Origin of the sequence: Candidatus Solirubrobacter pratensis (genome assembly GCF_000425945.1) — a bacterium.
GTDB classification, from domain to species: domain Bacteria; phylum Actinomycetota; class Thermoleophilia; order Solirubrobacterales; family Solirubrobacteraceae; genus Solirubrobacter; species Solirubrobacter pratensis.
In genome coordinates this window covers 513,108-535,676 of the sequence record NZ_AUEK01000008.1, presented here as the reverse complement: position 1 = coordinate 535,676, position 22,569 = coordinate 513,108, and the positions used below count along the sequence as shown (strand labels likewise).

Below are 22,569 nucleotides of genomic sequence, written 5' to 3'. Positions count from 1 at the left end.
CCTACGGCGGATCGACAATCCTGGCGCGCCGGCGCTCGAGCTCCGCCCGCTGGACGGCGTTCTCGCTCAGCTCGATCGCGCGCGAGTAGGCGTCCGCCGCGGCCTCCCGCTCGCCGGCGCGGCGCAGCAGATCCGCGTGCGCGGCGTGCAGCGGCACGTAGCAGGCCAGCGCCGGATCGCCGAGCAGCGGGGCGAGCGTGCCGAGGCCGGCGCGCGGGCCGCGCGCGAACCCGACCGCGACCGCGCGGTTGAGCTCGACCACCGGCGACGGCCGGTAGTGCGCGAGCGCCGCATAGAGGTCGGCGATCTCCGCCCAGTCGGGCTCCTCGGAGACGTGCAGCGCGGCGATCGCGGCCTGCACCTGGTAGGCGCCGGGGCGGCGCAGCGCCATCGCCCGCTCCAGCGCCATCTCGCCCTCGCGGATGCGGCCGCGATCCCAGAGCGAGCGATCCTGCTCGTCCAGCGCGACGTAGCGGCCCGCGGCGTCGACCCGCGCGGCGCGGCGGGCGTCGTGCAGCAGCATCAGCGCGAGCAGCCCGTGGACCTCGGCGTCGTCGGGCATCAGCCGCGCCAGCAGGCGGCCGAGCCGGATCGCCTCGCCGCACAGCTCTCCGCGCACGAGCCGGTCGCCGTGCGCGGCGTCGTAGCCCTCGTTGAAGATCAGGTAGATGACCGACAGGACGCCGTCGAGGCGGTCGACCAGCACGTCGTCGGGCGGGACGCGGTAGGGGATGTGCGCGTCGGCGATCTTGCGCTTGGCGCGCACGATGCGCTGCGCCATCGCCGGCTCGCTGGTGAGGAACGCGCGGGCGATCTCGGCCGTCGTGAGGCCGCCGAGGGCGCGCAGCGTGAGCGCCACCCGCGCCGGCATCGCCAGCGACGGGTGGCAGCACGTGAACATCAGGCGCAGGCGGTCGTCGGCCACGGCGCTCTCCTCGGCGGGCTCGTCGCCCTGCTCGAGCCGGCTCAGCTCCGCGAGCCGCAGCGCGCGGTCGGCGATCGACCGGTTGCGCCGCAGCCGGTCGATCGCGCGGCGCCGCGCGGTCGTCGTGATCCATGCGCCCGGGCTCGCGGGCACGCCGTCGCGCGGCCACGTCGCGACGGCCGCCGCGAACGCGTCCTGCAGCGCGTCCTCCGCGAGCTGGAAGTCGCCGACCTGGCGGATCAGCGTCGCCAGGACGGAGCCGCGCTCCTCGCGGAAGACGCGCTCGACGGCGTCGCCGGCGGTCACGCCGGGGCGGGCTGCTGCTCCATGATCGGGCGGACCTCGATCGACGCGAAGTCGGCGTTCGGGATCCGCGCGGCGTAGGCGAGCGCCTTGTCGAGGTCCGGGCAGTCGAGCAGGTAGAAGCCCGCGAGGAACTCCTTCGTCTCGGCGAACGGGCCGTCGGTCAGCTGCGTCTCGCCCTCGCGGATGCGCACCGTCGTGGCGGAGTCGGCGTCGTGCAGGCGGTCGCCGCCGAGATAGACGCCGTCGCGCTTGAGCTCCTCGGTGAAGGCGAGGAAGCGCCGCCCGCGCTCCGCGAGGTCGACACCGGCGGGCGGGCCGCCGACGGGCGTGTAGATGAGCAGTGAGTACCTGGGCATACGAGCCTCCGATGGTCGGTTCGTAGACCCGACGCTACGCCCCGGGCCGGTTCGACACGTCGCCACCGATGTGGCGCGCCGCCACTCTATGTCAGCTCGTCCGCGCCAGCCGCGACTCCCCGCGGATCTCGGCGAGGAGGCGCTCGAGGCGCGTCTCGGTCGAGAGGTCGACGTGCTTCATCGCGCCCGCGACGGCCGGGTCGCGCTCGGCGATCAGCGCGTGCATCGCCTGTGCGACGGCGCGGTAGCCCGCGTGGCCTTCGCGGGCGGAGCGCAGCTCGATCAGGTGCATCGCCTCGCGGGCGTCGAGGTCGAGCACGTAGCGGATGCGGTAGCCGAGGCACAGCGCATACGGCGCCGCCTCGGTCAGTCCGGCCTCCCACAGGCGCTCGTACTCGCCGCGCGAGCGCTCCAGGGCGGAGGCGTAGAGGTCCCCGCAGCCGGCGGCGACGACCTCCTCCGGGACGTCGGCGCCGAGATCGGGCGTGAGCGCCTGCCACTGCACGGTCAGCATGCGGTGGCGCTGGAGGTCGCGGAACGCGCCGTAGTCGGACACGATCTCGAAGCGGTAGCGCAGCGCCTCGAAGCCGCGGCCCGGACGATGGCGCCGGTTGGTGCGCTCGCCGACCAGCTCGGCGAGCATCCGCTCGCGCTCCTCGGCCGGCAGCGCCGCCACCGTGGCCAGCGCGCGCTCCTCCGGCACCCCGGTGGCCTCGAACACGAGGGCGGCGAGCAGCCGCGTCTCGTCGCCGTCGGCGTGCACCAGCCGGACCGACGGACGCTGCTCGGCCTCGTGGTCGCGGTCGAGCCCCAGCCGCGCGACCCAGCGCCGCTCGGCCTCGCGCCGCTCGGCCAGGTAGCCCATCCAGACGTCGCCGCGGCCCGCGCGCTCGACGCGCGAGACGAAGCTCGGCATCACCGCCTTGACGGCGTCCAGCACCATCGCGCCGTACGCCCGCGCCTCCGGCAGCGGGTGCGCGAGCAGGTGCAGGATCAGCTGCTCGTAGGCCTGGCCGGAGGCGTAGATGCCCATGTGCGAGAGCGATGCGGCGGGGAGCAGGCCGCGCAGGAGATCCAGCGACTTGGCCTTGACCGCGCGCCGGCGCGCCGCCTCCGACTCGCCCGCGCCGGCCGGGAACGTCTCCTCGACCCACGCCGTCACGCGCGGGAGCGCCTGCGCGTAGGCGGCGAACAGCGAGTCCATCGCCGCCTCGTACTCGGGGCCGAGCGAGGCGTCGCGGTAGTAGCGGTAGCCGCCGCCGGGCATCGATGACGAGTAGTCGATGTATCGCGTCGACTGCTCCAGGTACGCTGCGAGCCGCGGCCGCTGCAGCACCTTGGTCAGCACGTTGGAGACCCACTCGCACGCGATGTGCGCGCCGCCCAGCTGGGCGACCGAGTCGTCCCCATAGCCCACGAAGATCGTCTCGTACAGCTTGGCGGCGCGGGCACCTTCCTCGCCGTGCGCGAGGCTCGCGGCACCCGCCGGGAGCGAGTCGGCGAACTCGTCGAGGAACAGCCGCCGCAGCGTCCCCGGGTAGCGCGAGTAGCGGGCGAAGAGCGCGCCCTTGACGGTCTCCGGCAGGTTGACGAGCGCGAAGACGGGCCCATCCAGGTCTGAGAAATGCGGTGCGAGCCGCTCGCGCTCGGCGGCGGTGAAGGTGTCCGACGGGTAGATCACGGACAGGCCACACTACCTCTCATGACCGACGGCAAAGAGGTACCGGCCGCCGGCGGTGGCATCCCGGTGACCGGCGTCAGCGAGCTCGTCCTCGAGGTGGTCGACCTCGAGGCGGCCGAGGAGTTCTACGCCGGCGCGCTCGGCCTGCCCGTCGTCGAGCGCTGGCCCGACCGCGAGGCGATCTGGGTGATGGCCGGCGACCGCACGCGAATCGGGCTCTGGCGCCCGCAGGTCGGCCTCGCCCGAGGCCGCGGCGGGATCCACGTCCACTACGCGATGCACATCGCCGAGGCCGACTACGATGCCGCCGTCGCGCGCCTGCGCGAGCGCGGACTCGTGACGGGGGAGCACGCCTTCGCGACCTACGAGACCTCGCGCGCGGTGTACGCCGACGACCCCGATGGCAACGTCGTCGAGCTGTGGACGTGGGACGTGGCGAACCACCTGCGTCACCGCAGCTGATCCAGGCAGTCGAACCGCGACCGCTCCTTCGAGCCCGGCACCTTGGCGGTCGCGTCGATCAGCCGCTGCCCGACGCGCACCGCCGTGTGCGCGAACCCCAGCTCCTCGCCGAACTTGAGCGTGAGGCCGAGCTGCTTGGAGGTGTCGTCGACGGCGTACGTGGCGCGCTCGATCGTGCCCTCGGTGTCGATCCAGTCGAGCACGCGGCGCAGGTCGCGGACGTAACCCGGCGTCGGCGGCCGGAACATGCCCGCGCCGAGCAGCGGCTGGGCGACGAAGCGGTTGCCCGGCATGCGCAGGTCCAGCCGCCGAAGCGTCTCTGTCACCCGGTTGCCCCCGTCGCCCGGGACCACCGTGCGAAGCGCGAGCTGCGTCGCCGTGCCGCCCACGAACGTGTACTCGAGCACCATCCGCCCGGCGCCGAGGCCGGCGACCTGCGACCCGAGCGCCCTGAGCTCGGGATGGGAGAGCGCGACCTCGCCGAACAGCGTCAGCGTGTCGCCGGGGCCGGCGCGAACGCCGCTCGCAAGCTTCGCGGCCGCGCCGAGCGAGGCCAGGTCGAACCCGCCCCCCTTCACGCCCGCGCCGGCGCCCGCCTGCCCGCCGAGCGCGCCGGACTGCCAGTCCGGGTCCCGAGCGCTCGCCGGCAATCCGGCGATGAAGCGCTTGGCCGCGGCGCGATCGCCGAAGCGCCAGCCGCTCATGGTCTGCACGCGCAGGCCCGCCGACGCCTCGGCGCCGGCGTCGAGCTCGTAGCCCGCCTCGATCCCGACGCCGGCGACGAGCGCCGCGCTCCCGGCTTCGGTGTGGACGATCGAGACCGAGCCGTCGGACGCCACGGAGACGTTCCACTGGTTGTTCTCGCCGAGCCGGAAGTTGAGCAGCGAGACCTCGCTCTCACGGCCTGAGACACGGCTGCCCAGCGTGCACGGGAGCACGCGCTCCGCCGCGGCGTCACCCGCGCGGCAGTAGTCGCTCGCGACGATGCAGACGCCGAGCCGCACCGCGCGCGCGATGCCCCCGGCGAGCGCGGGGGCGCCCACCGCCGGTGCTGCGAGGACAAGCACGGCCGTCACGAGGGAGATGACGGCGACGTACTCCAGGCAGGCCTGGCCGGCGGTGGGCGATGGGCGCACGACCCCGATAGGACTCGCGCGCGCGGAACTCGCCCCGAAGCTGGCGCGCAGACGCGATCGAGCCCCGGGATCGTGGCCCGAGCATCGGCGCGCTCGGCGGGATCGGCGAACTGCGCGGGTGAGGGGATGCGGTTCCATCCCGCGTGCGGGGCTCCCGGTCAAGAGCGATCAGTCCTCGGGCGCGATCGCACACGAACGATCACCGGCGCGCACGAGGTCCGGGGGTGCCTCACAAACCTTCGAACTATTCGAAGTTTCGTGAGGCACCCCCTGGGCGCGCCGCTCCAAACGATCACCCGGCCTCGCGAACGGGGCAGGCAAGCTGACCCAAGCCCTTACCAGCGCAGTTCGCCGATCTCGCACGGCGGCGGCGCGGAGACCGGGGCGGCGGCGCGATCCCGCGGGCGGCGGCGCGGAGACCGCGGCTGGGCACGGAGACCGGGGCGGCGGCGCGGAGACCCCGCGGCGGCGCGGCGCAGAGAACCGGGCGGCGGCGCGCGGAGACCCGGGCGGCGGCGCGCTCCCGCGGGGGCGGCGCGGAGACCGGGGGACGGCGCGGACACCCAGGCGGCGGCGCGGTGCGGAGAAGCCGCGGCGGCGCGGCGCAGAGAACCGGGCGGCGGCGCGAAGACCGCGCCCGGGCGCGGAGACCGGCGCGACGGCGCGGTCCCGCGGGGGCGGCGCGGAAACCCGGGCGGCCGCGCGGAGACCCGTGCGACGGCGCGGTCCCGCGGGGGGCGGCGGCGCGGAAACCCGGGCGGCGGCGCGGAGACCGCGGCGGCGGCGCGGAGACCCCGCGGCGGCGCGGCACGGCGACCCCCCGGCGGCGCGGCGCGGAGACTCGCCGGCGGCCGGCGCAGGCCCCGCGCCGGCGCGGCGACCCCGCGGACACCCCCCGCGGTCCGTGACGCGGGCGATGCGGCCTACGGCCTACAGCAGCGAGGTGAAGGCCGCGCCCGCGTCCTTCGCGATGTCGAACAGCGGCCCGGGGTAGACGCCGAAGAAGATCGTCGCCGCCGCGCAGATCAGCGCGACGAACGCGACCTCGGGCTGGACCAGCCGCCGCGCGTGCCCCGGCTCCAGGCCCGCCGCGCGCGACGCCTCGTCGGCCTCGACCGAGCCGCCCGCGATCGCGGGACGGGTCCCGCCGCCCGCGAGCGCAGCCGCGGCCGGCACGACGGCGGGACGCATCCAGACCGCGGCGACGACCCGGAGGTAGTACGCCAGCGAGACCGCGGAGCCGAGCACGATCACGATTCCAAGCCAGGCGTAGCCGTTGTTCACGGCCGCGTCGATCAGGTAGATCTTGCCGAAGAAGCCCGCCGTCGCCGGGAAGCCGGCCAGCGCGAGCATCGAGATCGTCATCGGCCACGCCAGCCACGGGCGCGAGTCGCCGAGCCCGTAGAGCGATGAGATGTCGTCGCCCAGGCCCGTCTCGCGCTCGCGCGCCGTGATGACCGCGAAGGCCGCGACGTTCATCAGCATGTAGACCATCAGGTAGAAGATCGTCGCCCTCACGCCGAGCTGCGTCGTCACGACGACGCCGGCGAGCATGTAGCCCGCCTGCGCGACGGACGAGTAGGCGAGCATCCGCTTCAGCGACGACTGCCCGATCGCGCCGACGTTCCCGACCACGATCGTGACCACGGCGAGCGTCGCGAACGCCGGCGCCCACGTCGAGGACGCCTCGATCAGCGCCACGTCGAACAGCCGCAGCAGGACGCCGAACGCGGCCGCCTTGGTGGCGACGGCCATGAAGCCGGTGACCGGCGTCGGCGCGCCCTCGTAGACGTCGGGCGTCCACTGGTGGAACGGCGCGACCGACGCCTTGAACGCGAGCCCCGCGACGATCAGCGCCGTGCCCGTCAGGAACAGCACGTCGCCGGACATGCCGGGCGCGGCCTTGGCGATCGCGTCGAACGACGTCCCTCCCGAGGCGCCGTAGATCAGCGCCAGCCCGTACAGCAGCGTCGCCGAGCCGACCGAGCCGATGATCAGGTACTTCAGGCCCGACTCCAGCGAGTGCTCGCGCCGCATGTGCGTCGCGCACAGCACGTACAGCGGGATCGAGAGCAGCTCGAACCCGAGGAAGAGCACGACCAGGTCATTGGCCGCGACGAGCACGACCATGCCGAGGATCGAGGTGAGCAGCAGCGCGAAGTACTCGCCCTCGCCCGCCTCCGCCGTCGCGGTCGAGCGCCACGACAGCAGCACGGCGCCGATGCCCGCGGCGAGGAAGACGAAGGTCAGCGCCAGCGTGACGTTGTCGATCGCGAGCGCCCGCTCGACGATCGCGGTGTTGGCGTCCCACTGCCAGACGGCGAGGCCGGCGGTCACGCCGAGCGTCACGATCGTCAGCCCCGGCACGAGCCCGCGGCGCACGAAGCGCGAGCGGGCGAGGCCGAGCAGCAGCACCAGGCACGCGCCCGCCGTCAGCGCGATCAGGGGAGACAGCGCCTCCCAATCGATATGCGGACCCTTCATCGCTGCGTCACCGCCTGGACCGTCGACTTGACCGCGCCCTCGCCGGCGTTCAGCGCGAGCTGCGGGTAGAGGGCGAACGCCACGATCGCGACCACGAGCGGCACGAGCACCAGCGCGTCGCGCAATGTGATGTCGAACGACGTGACCTTCGGCCCGACGCGGTTGTGCATCGAGCGGATGTACATCCGCAGCGCGTAGACCGACGCCAGCACCACACCGGTCGAGGCGATGAGCGCGATCGCGAGCTTGGAGTTGAAGATGCCGAGCAGGATCAGGAACTCGCCGGCGAAGTTCGCCGATCCGGGCATGGCGAGCGTGGCGAGCACGGCGACGAGGAACAGCGACGCGAGCACCGGGGCGCGGAACGCGATCCCGCCGTAGTCGCGGATGTCGCCCGAGCCGCCGGCGCGCTCGGCCAGGAGCGCCACCACGAAGAACAGCGGCGCCACGACCAGGCCGTGGTTGACGGCCTGCAACAGCGCGCCCTGCGCGCCCTGGCCGGCGGAGTCCAGCGCGAAGATCCCGAGCGTGATGAAGCCGAGCTGCGCCACGGACGAGTAGCCGAGGATCAGCCGCGCCCGCGTCTCCGTGAACGCCATCACCGAGCCGTAGAGGATCGAGACCAGGGCGACCAGCAGGATCACGATCTGGAAGTCGTGCGCCGCCTCCGGGAACAGCGGGAGGACGAGGCGCAGGAAGCCGTAGGCCGCGACCTTCGAGACCACGCCGGAGAAGAACGCGAGCGCCGGCAGCGGCATCGTCCCGTAGGCGTCGGGCATCCAGCCGTGGAACGGGAACGCCGGCATCTTGATCAGGAACGCGAGCGCGAACGTGATGAAGATCCACTTCTGCGTGCCCTCGGGCAGCGGGATCTTCTGCAGGTCCGAGAGCACGAACGTCAGCGACCCGCCCGACTGGTCCTGCGCCAGCACGGCCGTCGCGACCGCGCCGGCGAGCATCAGGAGCGAGCCGACGAGCGTGTAGATGACCATCTTCACGGCCGCCGGGACGCGGTTCGGCCCGCCCCACTGCCCGACCAGGAAGTAGAACGGCACGAGCATCAGGTCGAAGAACAGGACGAACAGCGCCAGGTCCTGCGCGACGAAGGCGCCGAGCACGGCGGTCTCGCCGAGCCCGAAGTGGAAGGCGAACAGGCCGGGACGCTCCGGCGGGCGCACCATCAGCCACAGCGCGACGGCGAAGGCCACCGTGGCGGTCAGGAGCACGAGCCAGAGGTTCAGCCCGTCGATGCCGAGCTTGTAGCGGATGCCCAGCTCAGGGATCCACTTGTCGTCGGTGACGTGCTGCAGGCCGGCGACGCCGGTGTCGAAGTCGGCCACCAGCATGACCGCGTAGGCCAGCGGGATCAGCGTGCCGACGAGCAGCGTGAAGCCGACCGCGCCGCGGGGGGCGAACGCGCTCAGCACGCCGAACAGCAGCGGCCAGAAGACGAGGATGGTCAGATGGACGGTCATGCGGACACGAGGAAGTAGGCACCCAGGGCGGTCAGGCCGACCAGCAGGAGGGCGGCGTAGTAGCGCAGATAGCCGGTCTGAACGCCGCGGACGGCCGCCGACAGCGCGCGGATCGTCCCGCTCGCGCCGCCGACCAGCACGCCGTCGACGATCCCGCGCTCGATCGCTCCTTGGGCGAAGCGCCCGAACCACGCGACGGGCCGGACCACGAGGAAGTCGATGACCTCGTCGAAGTACCACTTGTTGACGAGGAAGCGGTGCAGCGCGCCGAAGCGCGTCGCGAGCTCCGGCCGGCGGCCGTCGCCCCACAGGCGCCAGGCGATCGCGATGCCGGCGAGGCCGATCGCGGCGCCGACGATCAGGCCGACCCACTGCGTGCCGGCGCTCGGCTCGAGGTCGGCGTAGAAGCGCGAGTCGGCGAACGTCGGCTCGAGGAACGTGTGCAGCGAGTTCGTGACGCCCGGGATCTGGAGGAAGCCGCCGATGATCGCGAGCACCGCGAGCGAGCCCATCGCGACCTTCATCGAGCCCTCGCGCTCGGCGATGTGGTGCTCCGGCCCGGGGAAGCCGACGTCGGTGTCCTCGACCTCGCCGGTCGCCGGGTTGGTCGGCTCGGGCGCGTGGTAGAGGTGGCCGTGCTCGAGCTCCTGCGCCTCCGGCGAAGGCTCGCCGAAGAACGCCCGGAAGATCATCCGGAACGTGTAGATCGCGGTCATGAACGCGCCGAGGTAGCCGGCCACGCCGAGGATCGTGTGCCAGCCGCCGCGGTCGAACTCGAGCGAGATGATCTCGTCCTTGGAGAAGAAGCCCGAGAACGGCGGGATGCCCGACAGCGCGAGGCCGCCGATGACCATGCACGCGAACGTGAACGGCATCGCCTTGCGGAAGCCCGACATCCGGTCGAGGTCCTGGATGCCGCCCATCGCGGAGATCACCGAGCCGGCCGCCATGAAGAGCAGCGCCTTGAAGAAGGCGTGCGTCATCAGGTGGAACATGCCGGCGGCGTAGGCGGCCGACGAGACGCCCATGATCATGTAGCCGATCTGGGACATCGTCGAGTAGGCGATGACCCGCTTGAGGTCGGTCACGACCAGGCCGATCGTGGCGGCCACCAGCAGCGTGATGCAGCCGATGATCGCGCCGACGGCGGCGGCGTCCGGCGCCCGCTCGAACAGCGGGTGCAGGCGCGCGATCAGGTAGACGCCGGCGGTCACCATCGTCGCCGCGTGGATCAGCGCGGACACGGGCGTCGGGCCCTCCATGGCGTCCGGGAGCCAGGTGTGCAGCGGGACCTGGGCGGACTTGGCGAACGCGCCGACCAGCAGCAGGATGCAGCCCGCCACGAGGCTGGGCTCGTTGACGGTGAAGGCCCGGTCGACCTCGTGGAAGGTCGTCAGGAAGTCCAGCGTGTGCGTGCCGCGGAAGATGAAGTAGGTGCCGAGCACGAGCCCGACGTCGCCGAGCACGTTGATGACGAACGCCTTGATGCCGGCCCTCGTCGCGGTCGTGCGGCGGTACCAGAAGCTGATCAGGAAGTAGGAGGCGGCGCCGACGAAGGCCCAGCCGACGATCAGCAGGAAGAAGTTCGCCGCCAGGACCAGCAGCAGCATGCTGAAGACGAAGAAGTTCAGGTAGGCGAAGAAGCGCGAGTAGCCGCGGTCGCCGCCCATGTAGGCGAAGGAGTAGAGATGGATCAGCGTCGAGACGCCCGCGACCACGAGGCACATCAGCGTCGACAGCGGGTCGACGAGGATCGACAGCTGCGCGTCGACCCCGACGGTCTTGGCGTAGTCCCAGCCGACGGAGACGACCTGGCGGTGCTCCTCGCCGAGGTCCTGCAGCTTGAAGAACATCGCGACCGCGCTGAGGAAGGCGAGCAGGATCGCGAGGACCCCGATCACACCGTGCAGCCGCTGCGGCAGCGCCTTGAAGGTGAGGCCGATCAGCAGCGATCCCGCAAGCGGGAACGCGAGCACGAGCCAGCCGTATGTCGTGACGGTCATCCCTGAAGCTCCCGCAGCTCATCGACGTCGATCGGCAGCCGGCGCCGGAAGAGCGCGACGACGAGACCGAGGCCGATGGCGACCTCGCAGGCCGCGACGACCATGACGATCAGCGCGAAGATCTGCCCGCCCATGTCGCCGTGGTTGCGCGCGAAGGCGACCAGCGCGAGGTTGGCGGCGTTGAGCATGAGCTCGAGGCAGAGGAGGATCACCAGCGGGTTGCGGCGCGTGAGGACGCCGGTGACGCCGATGCAGAAGATCAGCGCGGAGACCATCAGGTACCAGGTGATGCTCATCGGTTCGCGGGACCTCCGGCCTCGAGCATCGTCTCCCCGCCCGACTCGCCGGCCGTGAGCTCGCCCGAGCGCAGCAGGTCGGTCACCGAGATCTGGCGCGGATCGGCCAGGCCGGCGCGCCGGCGCGCGAGGATGACCGCGCCGACGGCGGCGATCAGCAGCAGCAGCGAGGCGAGCTCGAAGGCGACCAGGTACGTGGTCAGGAACAGGCGCCCGACCTCGGCCGGCTCGCCGAACGGCGTGTGATACGGGGCGCCTTCGCCGTCCAGGCCCGCGAGGCCGGTGCCGATCAGCGCGATCGCCAGCTCGACGAACAGCGCGAGCGCGAAGAAGCCCGAGAAGAGCTTCAGGCCGCGGCCGGTCCCGCCGGCGAGCGTCGGCTCCATCCCGCCCACGTAGGCGACGACGAAGACGTAGAGCACCATGACCGCGCCGGCGTAGACGATCACCTGCGCCGCCGCCACGAACTCGGCCCGCAGCAGCAGGAACAGCGCCGCGAGCGAGATCAGGTGGCACACGAGCGCGAGGACCGAATGGAACGGGTTGCGCAGGGCGACCGTTCCGACGGCCCCGGCGATGGCCCCGATCGCGGCCAGGAAGAAGAAGACCTCTGCCATTCCGCCGCGCCAGGCTACTCGTCCGCGGAGCGCAACGGAGTGCGCTCCAACGGCTCGGCGAGCAGCATCTCCTTGGTGAAGATCAGGTCGGACCGGTTGTAGTCCGCCATCTCATAGTCGTGGCCCATGGTGATCGCGTCGAAGGGACACGCGATCTCGCAGTAGCCGCAGAAGATGCAGCGCGACAGGTTGATCTCGTACACGGCCGCGTAGCGCTCGCCGGCGCTGACGCGGTTGTCGGGCGTGTTCTCGGCCGCGACGACGCGGATGCAGTCGGCGGGGCAGGCCGCCGCGCACAGCGAGCAGCCGACGCACTTCTCGAGGCCCGTGTCCTCGAAGCGGTGCAGCTTGTGGCGCCCGCGGAAGCGCGGGTAGACCGGCGTCTTCTCCTCGGGGTAGGAGTTGACCATCGGCCCCTCCACGAGGCGGCCGAAGGTCATCTTCAGGCCCTTCATCGTCGCCGCGAAGGCACGGTAGGTCCCGGCGGCCGCGCCTTGGCGCGGGCCCCGGACCACCTCGACGACGTCACCAGGGTCGTACGGCATCAGTGGTTCCTCCGATGTGCCCGTGCGTGCACGGGCGAGATGCAGGTGGATGCCTGGCGAGGACGCACTAGGAAAACACCACCACGAGGATCGCGGTCACAAGGGCATTGAGGGTGGCCAGCGGCAGCAGGATCTTCCACCCGAGGGACATCAGCTGGTCGTAGCGCAGGCGCGGGAGCGTCGCGCGGACCCAGATGAAGAAGAACACGAAGCCCAGCATCTTCACGATCACGATGATCGGGTCGACCCAGGTCGGCGGGCTCAGCCACGGCAGGTTCCACCCGCCGAAGAAGATCGTGACGATCAGTCCCGAGACGACGACGACGTTGAGGTACTCCGCCGCGAAGAACGCCGCGAAGCGCCCGCCGCCGTACTCCGTGTTGTAGCCGCCGACCAACTCGGCGTCGGCCTCGGCGAGATCGAACGGCGCGCGGTTGGTCTCGGCGAAGCCGGCGACCATGAAGATGATGAAGCCGAAGAACTGCGGGATGAAGAACGCGATGTGGGACGCCTGCCACTGGACGATGTCCACCAGCGACAGCGAGCCGACCATCATGATCACGCCCATCAGCGAGAGCCCCTGCGCGACCTCGTAGGAGATCAGCTGCGCGGCGGCGCGCATCGAGCCGAGGAACGAGTACTTCGACGCCGAGGACCAGCCGCCGAGCATCAGGCCGTAGAACGCGATGCCGCCGAAGGCGAACGCGTACAGGATGCCGATCGACGGGTCCAGCCCGTAGAGGCCGGTCTTGGTCCCGAAGATGTCGACCGTGTCGCTGAACGGGATGATCGCGATCGTCGCCGCGGCGGTCAGCATCGAGATCGCCGGCGCGACCGCGAACAGCCAGCCGGTCGACGTCGCGGGACGGAACTGCTCCTTGAAGACGAGCTTGCCGATGTCGGCGATCGGCTGCAGCGCGCCGAACGGGCCCACGCGGTTGGGTCCGTAGCGGTGCTGGAAGCGCCCGAGCACCTTGCGGTCGGCGACCAGCGCGATCGGCACCAGGTTGAAGACGACGAAGAAGATGATCAGCGCCTTGGCGAGCTGCATCCACCACGGCTCGAAATAGCCGACCTCGGCGATTACGGGATGGAGGTTCACGTGAGCTCCCGCGGCGGGATCGGCAGCGGCGCGGACGGCGGCATCTCGGACAGGCCCTCGGCGGCGGGGGTCAGCTGCTGCGGCACCGCGGAGGGCTCCCAGCTCGCGCCCGCGACGCGCTCGATCGTGACCAGCGCGCCGGTGAGCACGTTGACCGGATCGTCCTTCGTCGCCTCGGCGAGGAAGACGGTGCCCGACGGGATCGCGCTGCGCAGCTTCACGCCGGCCTCGACGCTCGAGCCGTTCTCGCGAACCGCGACGCGGTCGCCCTCGCGGACGCCGAGCGCCTCGGCGTCGGCCGGCGAGAGCTCGGCGATCTGGCGCGCGCGGGCGAAGTGCAGGATCGGCGACACGTCGACGTCCTTGTTGGCCCACAGCGGGCGCCACGTGCCGAGGCGCAGCGCGCCGTCCTGCGCGGGCGGAGCGGCCGGCGGGATCTCCAGCTTGGCGGGCTCCCACGCGGGCGAGACGAAGTCGTGGCGCTCGGGCCAGCGCACGCCGCGGCCGCCGATCTCGTCGAGCGTCAGGCCCTCGAAGAACGGCACCGTGGCGAACAGCTTCACCGACGCCTGCGCGCCGCTGATGTGGACGCCCTCGTCATGGCCGAGCGCGGCCGAGATGTCGGAGATGACCTGCCACAGCGGGCGCACGCCGGTGCCCGGCAGGCTCGCGACGGCGCGCGGGCGAGCGGTCGCCGGGCGCAGCCGCTGGACCCGCCCGTCGGGGTGCACGAGCGTGCCCTCCTTCTCCGGGTAGGCCTCGGCGGGGAAGACGACGTCCGCGTGCTCGCGGATCGAGTCGGTCATCACCGAGTCGACGGCGATCACCGTCTGCGCGGTGTGCAGCGCGCGATCCCAGAGGCGGCGGTTCGGGTGCGTGCGCAGCGGATCGGCGTTGTGCAGCCAGATCGTGTGCAGCTCGCCGTCGGCGAGCGCCTGGGCGATCCCCTGCGCGTCGAGGCCGGGCGCGGCGAGGGTGCTGTAGCCCGGGCCGTGGCCGGGCGCGAAGCCCGCCTCGCGCACGCCGCGGCCGTTCGGCGTCGCGGGAAGCTCCAGCAGGCCGGCGCCGGCGATCCCGCCGAGGTTCAGGCGCGAGGCGACGTTGAGCAGCGCGCGGCCGGCCTGGCCGCGCAGCGCCCGCTCGCCGTAGACGATCACGATCTCCTCGCCGCGCGCGCGCAGCGCGTCGACGAACTCGCGGATGGCCGTCGCGTTCGTGCCGGCGGCGCTCGCGGCGCCGCCGAGGTTGCCCCCGTCGCCCGAGAGCGCCGCGTCGAGCGCGACCAGGAACGCCTCGCCCGCACCGGGCGCGAAGCGCAGCGTCGCCGACGCGCTCGAGTCGAGCGCCGTCGGGCGCGCGCTCGCCACGGCCAGCTTCATGCCGTGGCGGCGGATGCCCTTGCGGATGCGCAGGTCCCAGACGGGCGCGTCGTCGATCGGGTCGCAGTCGACGAGCAGGACGGTGTGGGCGAACTCGAGGTCCGGGACCGTCGCCTGCAGCTTCGGATCGGCCAGCGCGCGCTGGACGTCGAGCGGCTGCTCGCCGTAGATGCGCGAGCTGAGGTGGTTGGACCCGAGGTGGCCGCGCAGGAGCTCCTGCAGCAGGAAGGCCTCCTCGTTGGTGCTCGTGCCGTCGGCGAGCGCCGCGGCGCGGTCGCCGGCCTTCTTGAGCGCGCCGGACGCGGCGGCGAGCGCCTTGTCCCAGCTCGCCGGGAACAGCTCGCTGCCCTCGCGCACGAGCGGCTGCGTGATGCGCTCGTCGACGTTGGCGGCCTGGTAGCTGAAGCGGCCCTTGTCGCACAGCCAGCCGTCGTCGACGCCTTCGTGATCGCGGGCGAGCACGCGCATCACGCGCTCGTCGCGGACCGTGAGCTCGACGTTGCACTGCGCGGCGCAGCCGGCGCAGACCGTGCCGGCGCCCTCGATGTCCCACGGCCGAGCGCGGAAGCGGTACGCGCGCGAGGTGAGCGCGCCGACCGGGCACAGCTCGATGATGTTGCCGGAGAACGGGGCGACGTACGGGTGCCCGTCGAACGTGCCGACGAACGAGCTCGCGCCGCGCTCGAGCAGGATCAGCTGGTAGTCCTCGGAGACCTCCTGCGAGAAGCGCACGCAGCGGTAGCAGAGGATGCAGCGCTCGCGGTCGATCGCGACCAGCGGCGACAGCTCGAGCGGCTTCTTGAAGTGGCGCTTGGGCTCGATGAAGCGCGACGTTCCCGGGCCCCAGCCGTAGGTGATGTCCTGCAGCGGGCACTCGCCGCCCTTGTCGCAGACGGGGCAGTCGAGCGGGTGGTTGACGAGCAGGAACTCGACCACCGCGCGCTGCGCCTGGTGCACCCGCTCGGTCTGCGTGTGCACGACCATGCCGTCGCGGACGGGCGTGGAGCACGCGGTCTGGAGCTTCGGGATGCCCTCGATCTCGACCAGGCACATGCGGCAGGCGCCGACCGGCTGGCCGAGCTTGGGCTCGTAGCAGAAGACGGGGATCTCGACGTCGCCGTACTTGGCCCCGTCGACGAGCATCACGCCCTCGGGCGCGGTGACCTCGCGCCCGTCGATCGAGAACGTGATCTGCTTGATCTCGGGACGGGGCATCAGTACGACACCGGCACGGGGTCGACACCGGCGGGGGCGAGCATCGGCTTGGGCCCGGCCTGCCGCCCGCGGTTGACCTGCGGGACCGCCGGGCCGAGGCCGGCGCGCTCGCGCGCGGTCTCCATGTACTCCTCGAACTCGGCGCGGAAGTGCTTGATCATCGAGCCGACCGGCATCGCCATCGCGTCGCCCAGCACGCACAGGCAGTTGCCCATGATCTGCTCGCAGACGCCGGCGATGATGTCGAGGTCCATCGGGGTCGCCTCGCCGTCCTTGATGCGCTTGAGCATCTTCTCGGTCCAGTTGGTCCCCTCGCGGCAGGGCGAGCACTTGCCGCAGGACTCGTGGCGGTAGAAGTGCGCCGTCTTGTACGCGACGTCGACGATCGAGGTCGAGTCGTCGAACACGATGATCGCGCCGGAGCCGAGCATCGAGCCGGCCTTCGCGAGCGTGTCGAAGTCGTAGCTGAGGTCCAGCACGTCGTCCGTGAGCGGCAGCACCGGGGCGCTCGAGCCGCCGGGGAAGAACGCCTTGAACGTGCGGCCGTCGAGCGGGCCGCCGGCGACGTCGAAGAGGATGTCGCGGACCTTGGTGCCGAGGATGATCTCGTAGTTGCCCGGGCGCTTGATCTGCCCCGAGATCGAGATCAGCTTCGTGCCGGTCGAGGTCTCCGTCCCGACCTTGGCGAACTGCTCGCCGCCGACGCGCAGGATGTACGGCACGTTCATCAGCGTCTCGACGTTGTTGACCAGCGTCGGGCCCTGGTAGAGGCCCTGGACGGCCGGGAACGGCGGCTTCAGGCGCGGGTTGCCGCGCTTGCCCTCCAGCGAGTCGAGCAGCGCCGTCTCCTCGCCGCAGATGTACGCGCCGGCGCCGCGGTGGACCACGAGGTCGATCGTGTGGTCGGAGCCGAGGATGTTCTCGCCGATGAAGCCGGCCGCGCGCGCCTCGCCGAGGGCGGCGTCGAGGATGTCGGCCTGGTGCTCGTACTCGCCGCGGATGAAGATGAAGGACTTGTTGGCGCCGATGCAGTAGGCGCCGATGATGATGCCCTCGATCAGCTGATGCGGGTTCTTCTGCATCAGCTCGCGGTCCTTGAAGGTGCCGGGCTCGGACTCGTCCGCGTTGCACACGAGGTACTTGTCCATCGTGCCCTTCGGGATGAACGACATCTTGCGGCCCATCGCGAAGCCGGCGCCGCCGCGGCCGCGCACGTTGGACGCGAGCATCTCCTCGAGTACCGCCGCGGGCTCCATCTGCAGCGCCTTGCGCAGCATCTCGTAGCCGCCGCGGCGCCGGTAGACGTCGATCGTGTTGAGCCCGGGCTCGTCGATGTCCTTGAACAGAACGGTGTCGATGCCGTCGATCACGAGTTCTCCTGCCAATGAATCGATGCCGCCTTGCGGCGGCGGAGCTGCTTGTCGGGGAGGACCTCGCGCCCGGCCTCGAGGTCCTCGACGATCGTCGTGCAGTCCTCGGCGGTCAGCGGCCCCACGTACTGCCCGTTGACGGACGCCATCGGGGCGATGTCGCACGCGCCGAGGCACTCGAAGGCGCGCACGTTGACCTTGACGCCGGCGACCGCCTTCATCGTCGCGTAGATGTCGTCGGCGCCGAGCAGCGAGCACGAGATGTTCGTGCAGACGTAGACGTCGTGCTCGGGCTTGGGCGCGAGCTCGAACATGTCGTAGAAGGTCGCGACCGCGGTCAGATACGCGGGCGTGAGGCGCATGACGCAGGCGGCCTGCTCGATCGCCGTCGGCGAGCACCAGCCGTGCTCGCCCTGGACCACCTTCAGCGCCGGGATGGCGGCCGAGCGGATGTCCGGGTACTTCGCCATCTGCGCCTCGATCGCCGTGCGCACGTGCGCGGGCACGGGCGTCGTCGCGGCATCGGGGACGACCGACGGGTCCTTGGACAGGTCGTTGGACTCGTCCCAGCCCGGGACGCGCGAGCCGTGCGCGTAGCGCTTGACCTGGAGCGGATCGATGCTCACCGGTCGATCCCCCCGAGGATCGGGTCGAGCATCGCCAGCGCGGCGATCAGGTCGGCGATGTAGAGGTCCTGGACCATCGGCTTGAACGCCTGCAGGTTCACGAACGAGGGGTCGCGCATGTGCACGCGCGCCGGCTTGGAGGAGCCGTCGGAGCGCACGTACACGCCCATCTCCCCGCGCGGGGACTCGATCGGGTAATAGAACTCGCCCGGCGGAACCCGGAAGCCCTCGGTGACGAGCTTGAAGTGATGGATCAGCGCCTCCATCGACGTCGCCAGCTCGTGCCGCGGCGGCAGCGCGTACTTGCGGTCGGACGTGATGTAGGGACCCTCGGGCAGGCCGTCGAGCGCCTGGTCGATGATCTTCACCGACTCGCGCATCTCGGCCATCCGGACCCGATAGCGGTCGTAGTTGTCGCCGACCGTCCCGACCGGGATCTTGAAGCTGAAGTCCTCGTAGGAGGAGTACGGCTGCGCCTTGCGCAGGTCCCACGGGTTGCCGGTGGCGCGCAGCAGCGGGCCCGTCACGCCGAGGTCGAGCATCGTCTGCTCGTCCACCGCCGCGACGCCGCGCAGGCGCTCGAGCACGATCTGGTTGTTGTCGATCAGCTCCTCGAACTGATCGAGCCGCTTCGGGAACATCGCGGTGAACGCGCGCGTCTTGCGCTCGAAGCCGGAGGGGATGTCCTCCGCCACGCCGCCGATCTGGAAGTAGCGCGTGTGCATGCGCTGGCCCGAGGACATCTCGAACAGGTCCAGGATCAGGTCGCGGTCGCGCCAGCCGTACCAGAAGACCGACATCGCGCCGAGGTCCAGGCCGCCGGTGGCGAGCCAGAGCAGGTGCGAGGCGATCCGGTTGAGCTCGGAGTGGATCACGCGCAGGTACTGCGCGCGCTTGGGCACCTCGAGGCCGATCAGCGTCTCCACCGCGCCGCAGTACGCGTGCGCGTTGAAGTAGTAGGCCAGGTAGTCCATCCGCTCGATGACCGGGATGACCTTCCAGTAGGACTTGTCCTCGCAGGTCTTCTCGATGCCGGTGTGCACGTAGCCGATCACCGGCTTGATGTCGCGCACGACCTCGCCCTCGAGCGTCGTTATCAGCCGCAGCACGCCGTGCGTCGCCGGGTGGTGCGGGCCGAGGTTGAGCGTCAGCAGCTCCTCGTGCTCCGGGTGCTCGACGTGCGCGAGGTCGATGGAGGACTCCATCTCGCGGTAGGAGAGGCCCGGCGCCGCGGTCGGGCGCGGCGTGACGTCGCTCACTTCCACCACCCCGGGAGGCTGCGCTCGTTGTTGGTGAACAGGACCGCCTCGCCGCCGATCGGGAAGTCGCGGCGCTGCGGATGCCCCTCGTAGTCCTCCGGCATGAGGATCCGGCGCAGGTCCGGATGCTCGTCGAAGACCACGCCGAACATGTCGTAGATCTCGCGCTCCTGGTGGTCCGCGGTCGGCCACTGCGGCGTGACCGAGGGGACGTTGGGCGCGTCGACCGGCACGCGGAGCTTGACCGTGATCCGGTCGACCTCCTTCATGTCCAGCAGCTCGTAGTGGACGCCCAGACGCGGCTCCTCGGGGAAGTAGTCGACCCCGTGGACGGACGCCATGAACCGGAAGCCCTTGCCGCGCAGCGCCTCCAGCACGTCGCGGATCGACTCCGGCTTGACGAGCAGTGCGGCCTTGTCGCGGAAGTAGGACGTCTCGATGACGGGGTCGCCCAGCTCCTGCGCGATCAGCTCGAGCCCGGTCGCGTCAGGCACGCGCGGTGCCCTCGATCTGCAGGTCGGAGTCGACGAACTCCTCGGTGCCGCGGCCGCCGTAGCGGGTGCGCCAGCCCTCGTCCGGCTTGGCCATGACCATCGCGCGCAGCTTCAGGATCCCGTAGACCAGCGACTCGGGGCGCGGCGGGCAGCCCGGGACGTGCAGGTCGACGGGCATGAACTTGTCCGCCGGCACGATCGCGTAGTTGTTGAAGACGCCCTGCGAGGAGGAGCAGGCGCCCATCGCGATCGCCCACTTGGGCTCGAGCATCTGGTCCCAGATGCGCCGGACGACCGGAGCCATCTTGATCGAGATGCGGCCCGAGATGATGATCAGGTCCGCCTGGCGCGGGGAGGCGCGGAAGGCCTCGAAGCCGAAGCGGGCGATGTCCATGCGCGCGTTGACGGCGGCCATCATCTCGATCGCGCAGCAGGCGAGGCCGAACGTGGCGGGCATGAAGGCGTTCGCGCGCGCCCAGTTGGCGGCCTTGTCGAGCGTCGTGGTCCAGACACGCTCCTCGACGTACTGATCGAGCTCGGGGCCGTCGAGCTCGCCCTTGAGCATCTGGCGCGCTTGGAGCTGGCGGGCGCGGAAGTCCCCGTCCTTGCCGTTGCCGAGCCGCTGGCGGCTTACTTCCATTCGAGCGCTCCCCTTCGCCACACGTAGACGAACGCCACGAACAGCAAGACGATGAACACGATGATCTCGACCAGCGCGAACGTTCCGAAGGCCTTCAGCTGGATCGCCACCGGGAACAGGAAGATGGTCTCGATGTCGAACAGGATGAAGAGCATCGCCACCAGGTAGAAGGAGATGCCGAAGCGCATCGACTTCTTGACCTCGGACGGGAGGCCGCTCTCATAGGGCTCGCCGGTCGCGGCACGGACGTGCTTCGGCTTGGGGCCGAGAAAGCTGTTCAGCGTGGCGAAGACCGCGCCGAGGATCGCCCCCAGCCCGACGAAGACCAGTGCCGGCAGATACGCGCGGATCACATCTGGGATTTGTAGCACCTTGTGCGGGCGTGTCACTTAGTGCCGAAACGCACGCGCTAAAGCCATCCTTGAGCGCGCAGGCACAGCAGCGTCACGACCGCCGCCGAGGCGGCCATCACGCCCGTCTCCCGGCGGATGATGCTCGCGACCAGCGCGTGCTGCTCGGGCTCCGGCAGCGTCGCGACCTGCTTGGCGTCCTCGAGGCCGCGCTGCTGCAGGACGATCTCGGCGGAGGCCAGGCGCAGCTGCTCGGCGACGAAGCTCACCGCGATCGGCATCAGGCCGTAGATCAGGTGCAGCCGCGGGAGGTCCTTGCCGTCGAGCAGGAGCGCCGCCCCGATTATCGCCTCGAGCATCACGAGGACCTGGCCGGCCCGCAGGAACGGGGCGAAGAGCCTGGTGGGCTGCGTCCTCCACGCGACCAGTCCGATCACGGCGGCAAGTGCGTTGACCGCGATCGTGATCGCGCCGAGGACAGCGTGAAGATCACGCATCGATCGACCTCCGGGAGTTTCGCCCCCTGGGCGAACGCTCCCAGCGAAACGAGCCCGCAGGGCGAGGCTTCGCCCTCATCCGTAGCCGCCGCGATACCAGATCAGCGGCTCGCCGGTCCCGGCCTCGGCCGCGGTGACGGTGCCGATCCCGATCGTGTGATCGCCGCCGGGAATGAGCTCCTGCAGCGTGCAGCCGACCCACGCGAGCACGCCTTCGATCACCGGGATGCCGTCGTGCACGCTGTGCGGGACCTCGGCGAACTTCTGGTCCTCCGGCGCCTTGGACGCGAACAGGCGCGCGAGCGGCTCCTGCCCCTTGGCGAGCACGTTGACGCCGAAGCGCTCGCCCTCGGCGACGACCGGGAGCGTGCGCGCGCCGTTGTCGAAGCAGACGAGCAGCAGCAGCGGGTCCAGCGAGAGCGAGCAGACCGCGTTGGCGGTCATGCCGACGGGACCGTTGGCGCTGGTGGCGGTGACGACGGTGACGCCCGTGGCGAAGTGGCCCATCACGGCGCGGAAGCGCTCGGGCGCGACGGTGCGCATCACCCCACCACCAGCGTGCCCGACATGCCCAGCTCCTCGTGGTTGGAGAGCGCGCAGTACATCGTGTACGTGCCGGCGGCCAGCTTGAACGTGCGCGACTTCGTGCCGTTGGGCGGGATCGTCGTGAGGTTCATGACGTTGTGGGTGGCGCTGCGGATCCGGAACGTATGGCCCAGCCGGCCGATGTTGTGCACGGTCACCGTCAGCGGCTCGCCCTTGGGGACGCGCAGCTTCTGCGGCCGGATCAGGTAGTCGTCGAGCGTGACCTTGAAGGACGCGGGTTCGCGCGTGGTCGCGGAACCGCCGCAGCCGGCGGCGGCGAGCAGGGCCGTGAGAGCGAGCGGCAGTGTGCGGGTCAGGGCGCGCATCGGTCCCCTATGCTGTCGCACCCGATGCCGAGAGCCCGTCGTCTGCTGCTCATCGCCGCCTTCAGCCTGTCCGCGACCGCGCTTGCGGGATGCGGAGAAGAGGGCATCTCCAGCCCGCCGAAGGAACGTGCGGCGGCCGACATCTTCGTCCAGCACTGCTCCGGGTGCCACACCCTCAAGCAGGCCGGGACGCAGGGATCCGCGACCGACGTGCGGACGCGCGAGTACAAGGACGGACCGAACTTCAACCAGCGCACCGAGACGGTGAACTGCGTCCTGTTCGCGATCCGCAACGGCGGTTTCTCCAGCGGCCCGATGCCCCAGAACATCCTCACCGGCCGGGAGGCCGAGGAGGTCGCCAAGTACGTGTCCGAGAACTCCAAGCCGGCGCCCACCGGGGCGACGGCCGTGAAGATCCCGGACTGCCCTGCGGGGTAGCC

At 71.1% G+C, this 22,569-nt stretch carries 23 protein-coding genes; 2 read left to right on the top strand and 21 right to left on the bottom strand.

All coding sequences use genetic code 11. The features are described 5' to 3' along the window. Nucleotide 1: 1 nt before the first annotated feature. The 3 genes from H958_RS0113185 to H958_RS0113175 form a co-directional block, all read right to left on the bottom strand. Nucleotides 2-1,231 (bottom strand): RNA polymerase sigma factor, encoded by a 1,230-nt coding sequence (locus tag H958_RS0113185; RefSeq protein WP_028059012.1) that lies wholly within the window; start codon nt 1,229-1,231, stop codon nt 2-4. After that, nucleotides 1,228-1,587 (bottom strand): YciI family protein, encoded by a 360-nt coding sequence (locus tag H958_RS0113180; RefSeq protein ID WP_028059011.1) that lies wholly within the window; start codon nt 1,585-1,587, stop codon nt 1,228-1,230. The genes H958_RS0113185 and H958_RS0113180 overlap by 4 nt, the downstream gene beginning before the upstream one ends. Nucleotides 1,588-1,678: 91 nt before the next feature. Next, nucleotides 1,679-3,268: an FAD-dependent thymidylate synthase gene (locus H958_RS0113175; RefSeq protein ID WP_028059010.1), complete on the bottom strand. Its 1,590-nt coding sequence runs from the start codon at nt 3,266-3,268 to the stop codon at nt 1,679-1,681. Between the two features lie 21 nt (nt 3,269-3,289). On the opposite strand from H958_RS0113175, the gene H958_RS0113170 reads away from it, so the two are divergent. Continuing rightward, the gene (locus H958_RS0113170) at nt 3,290-3,730 is read left to right on the top strand and encodes a VOC family protein (RefSeq protein WP_051324191.1); all 441 of its coding nucleotides are present in this window, start codon (nt 3,290-3,292) and stop codon (nt 3,728-3,730) included. On the opposite strand, the gene H958_RS0113165 is transcribed toward H958_RS0113170, so the two are convergent. The 18 genes from H958_RS0113165 to H958_RS0113080 all read right to left on the bottom strand — a co-directional run bounded on the left by H958_RS0113165 (nt 3,718) and on the right by H958_RS0113080 (nt 22,129). Beyond that, a complete protein-coding gene (locus H958_RS0113165; protein ID WP_028059008.1) occupies nt 3,718-4,866 on the bottom strand; it encodes a hypothetical protein in 1,149 nt (382 codons plus the stop codon). The genes H958_RS0113170 and H958_RS0113165 overlap by 13 nt on opposite strands. A 930-nt stretch (nt 4,867-5,796) precedes the next feature. Further along, nucleotides 5,797-7,350, bottom strand: coding sequence for an NADH-quinone oxidoreductase subunit N (locus H958_RS37010; protein WP_051324190.1), 1,554 nt, complete (start codon nt 7,348-7,350; stop codon nt 5,797-5,799). Next, nucleotides 7,347-8,825, bottom strand: a complete 1,479-nt coding sequence (locus H958_RS37005; RefSeq protein WP_037410079.1) for a complex I subunit 4 family protein — start codon at nt 8,823-8,825, stop codon at nt 7,347-7,349. Before H958_RS37005 ends, H958_RS37010 begins: the two co-directional genes overlap by 4 nt. Then, nucleotides 8,822-10,828, bottom strand: a complete 2,007-nt coding sequence (gene nuoL / locus H958_RS0113150) for an NADH-quinone oxidoreductase subunit L (RefSeq protein ID WP_028059007.1) — start codon at nt 10,826-10,828, stop codon at nt 8,822-8,824. The genes H958_RS37005 and nuoL overlap by 4 nt, the downstream gene beginning before the upstream one ends. Beyond that, nucleotides 10,825-11,124, bottom strand: coding sequence for an NADH-quinone oxidoreductase subunit NuoK (gene nuoK, locus H958_RS0113145; protein ID WP_028059006.1), 300 nt, complete (start codon nt 11,122-11,124; stop codon nt 10,825-10,827). The genes nuoL and nuoK overlap by 4 nt, the downstream gene beginning before the upstream one ends. Next, nucleotides 11,121-11,741, bottom strand: coding sequence for an NADH-quinone oxidoreductase subunit J family protein (locus H958_RS37000; RefSeq protein WP_051324189.1), 621 nt, complete (start codon nt 11,739-11,741; stop codon nt 11,121-11,123). The genes nuoK and H958_RS37000 overlap by 4 nt, the downstream gene beginning before the upstream one ends. Before the next feature lie 14 nt (nt 11,742-11,755). Then, complete coding sequence (gene nuoI, locus H958_RS36995) at nt 11,756-12,286, bottom strand: NADH-quinone oxidoreductase subunit NuoI (RefSeq protein ID WP_028059005.1); 531 nt, start codon at nt 12,284-12,286, stop codon at nt 11,756-11,758. 67 nt (nt 12,287-12,353) lie between these two features. Further along, entirely contained in the window at nt 12,354-13,337 is a 984-nt protein-coding gene (gene nuoH / locus H958_RS0113130; RefSeq protein ID WP_037410072.1) for an NADH-quinone oxidoreductase subunit NuoH, read from the bottom strand. Between the two features lie 47 nt (nt 13,338-13,384). Next, nucleotides 13,385-15,982 (bottom strand): NADH-quinone oxidoreductase subunit NuoG, encoded by a 2,598-nt coding sequence (nuoG, locus tag H958_RS36990; protein WP_081685833.1) that lies wholly within the window; start codon nt 15,980-15,982, stop codon nt 13,385-13,387. Continuing rightward, a complete protein-coding gene (nuoF, locus tag H958_RS36985; RefSeq protein WP_231379241.1) occupies nt 15,982-17,367 on the bottom strand; it encodes an NADH-quinone oxidoreductase subunit NuoF in 1,386 nt (461 codons plus the stop codon). The genes nuoG and nuoF overlap by 1 nt, the downstream gene beginning before the upstream one ends. Next, nucleotides 17,349-17,978 (bottom strand): NADH-quinone oxidoreductase subunit NuoE family protein, encoded by a 630-nt coding sequence (locus H958_RS36980; RefSeq protein WP_051324188.1) that lies wholly within the window; start codon nt 17,976-17,978, stop codon nt 17,349-17,351. Before H958_RS36980 ends, nuoF begins: the two co-directional genes overlap by 19 nt. After that, nucleotides 17,975-19,237 carry an NADH dehydrogenase (quinone) subunit D gene (nuoD, locus tag H958_RS0113110; RefSeq protein WP_231379240.1) on the bottom strand — a complete coding sequence of 421 codons (1,263 nt, stop codon included), beginning with the start codon at nt 19,235-19,237 and terminating at the stop codon, nt 17,975-17,977. The genes H958_RS36980 and nuoD overlap by 4 nt, the downstream gene beginning before the upstream one ends. After that, complete coding sequence (locus H958_RS0113105) at nt 19,234-19,731, bottom strand: NADH-quinone oxidoreductase subunit C (protein WP_051324187.1); 498 nt, start codon at nt 19,729-19,731, stop codon at nt 19,234-19,236. The genes nuoD and H958_RS0113105 overlap by 4 nt, the downstream gene beginning before the upstream one ends. Beyond that, a complete protein-coding gene (locus tag H958_RS36975) occupies nt 19,724-20,296 on the bottom strand; it encodes an NADH-quinone oxidoreductase subunit B (protein ID WP_196807339.1) in 573 nt (190 codons plus the stop codon). Before H958_RS36975 ends, H958_RS0113105 begins: the two co-directional genes overlap by 8 nt. A 65-nt stretch (nt 20,297-20,361) precedes the next feature. Next, nucleotides 20,362-20,724 carry an NADH-quinone oxidoreductase subunit A gene (locus H958_RS0113095; protein ID WP_028059001.1) on the bottom strand — a complete coding sequence of 121 codons (363 nt, stop codon included), beginning with the start codon at nt 20,722-20,724 and terminating at the stop codon, nt 20,362-20,364. A 56-nt stretch (nt 20,725-20,780) separates the two neighbouring features. After that, nucleotides 20,781-21,218: a hypothetical protein gene (locus tag H958_RS0113090; RefSeq protein WP_028059000.1), complete on the bottom strand. Its 438-nt coding sequence runs from the start codon at nt 21,216-21,218 to the stop codon at nt 20,781-20,783. Nucleotides 21,219-21,293: 75 nt separating this feature from the next. Then, nucleotides 21,294-21,761 (bottom strand): flavin reductase family protein, encoded by a 468-nt coding sequence (locus H958_RS0113085; RefSeq protein ID WP_037410063.1) that lies wholly within the window; start codon nt 21,759-21,761, stop codon nt 21,294-21,296. Beyond that, nucleotides 21,761-22,129: a cupredoxin domain-containing protein gene (locus H958_RS0113080; RefSeq protein WP_028058998.1), complete on the bottom strand. Its 369-nt coding sequence runs from the start codon at nt 22,127-22,129 to the stop codon at nt 21,761-21,763. The genes H958_RS0113085 and H958_RS0113080 overlap by 1 nt, the downstream gene beginning before the upstream one ends. 24 nt (nt 22,130-22,153) lie before the next feature. Here H958_RS0113080 and H958_RS0113075 point away from each other — a divergent pair, with 24 nt between their 5' ends. After that, complete coding sequence (locus H958_RS0113075; protein ID WP_156027958.1) at nt 22,154-22,567, top strand: c-type cytochrome; 414 nt, start codon at nt 22,154-22,156, stop codon at nt 22,565-22,567. Nucleotides 22,568-22,569: the final 2 nt, after the last annotated feature.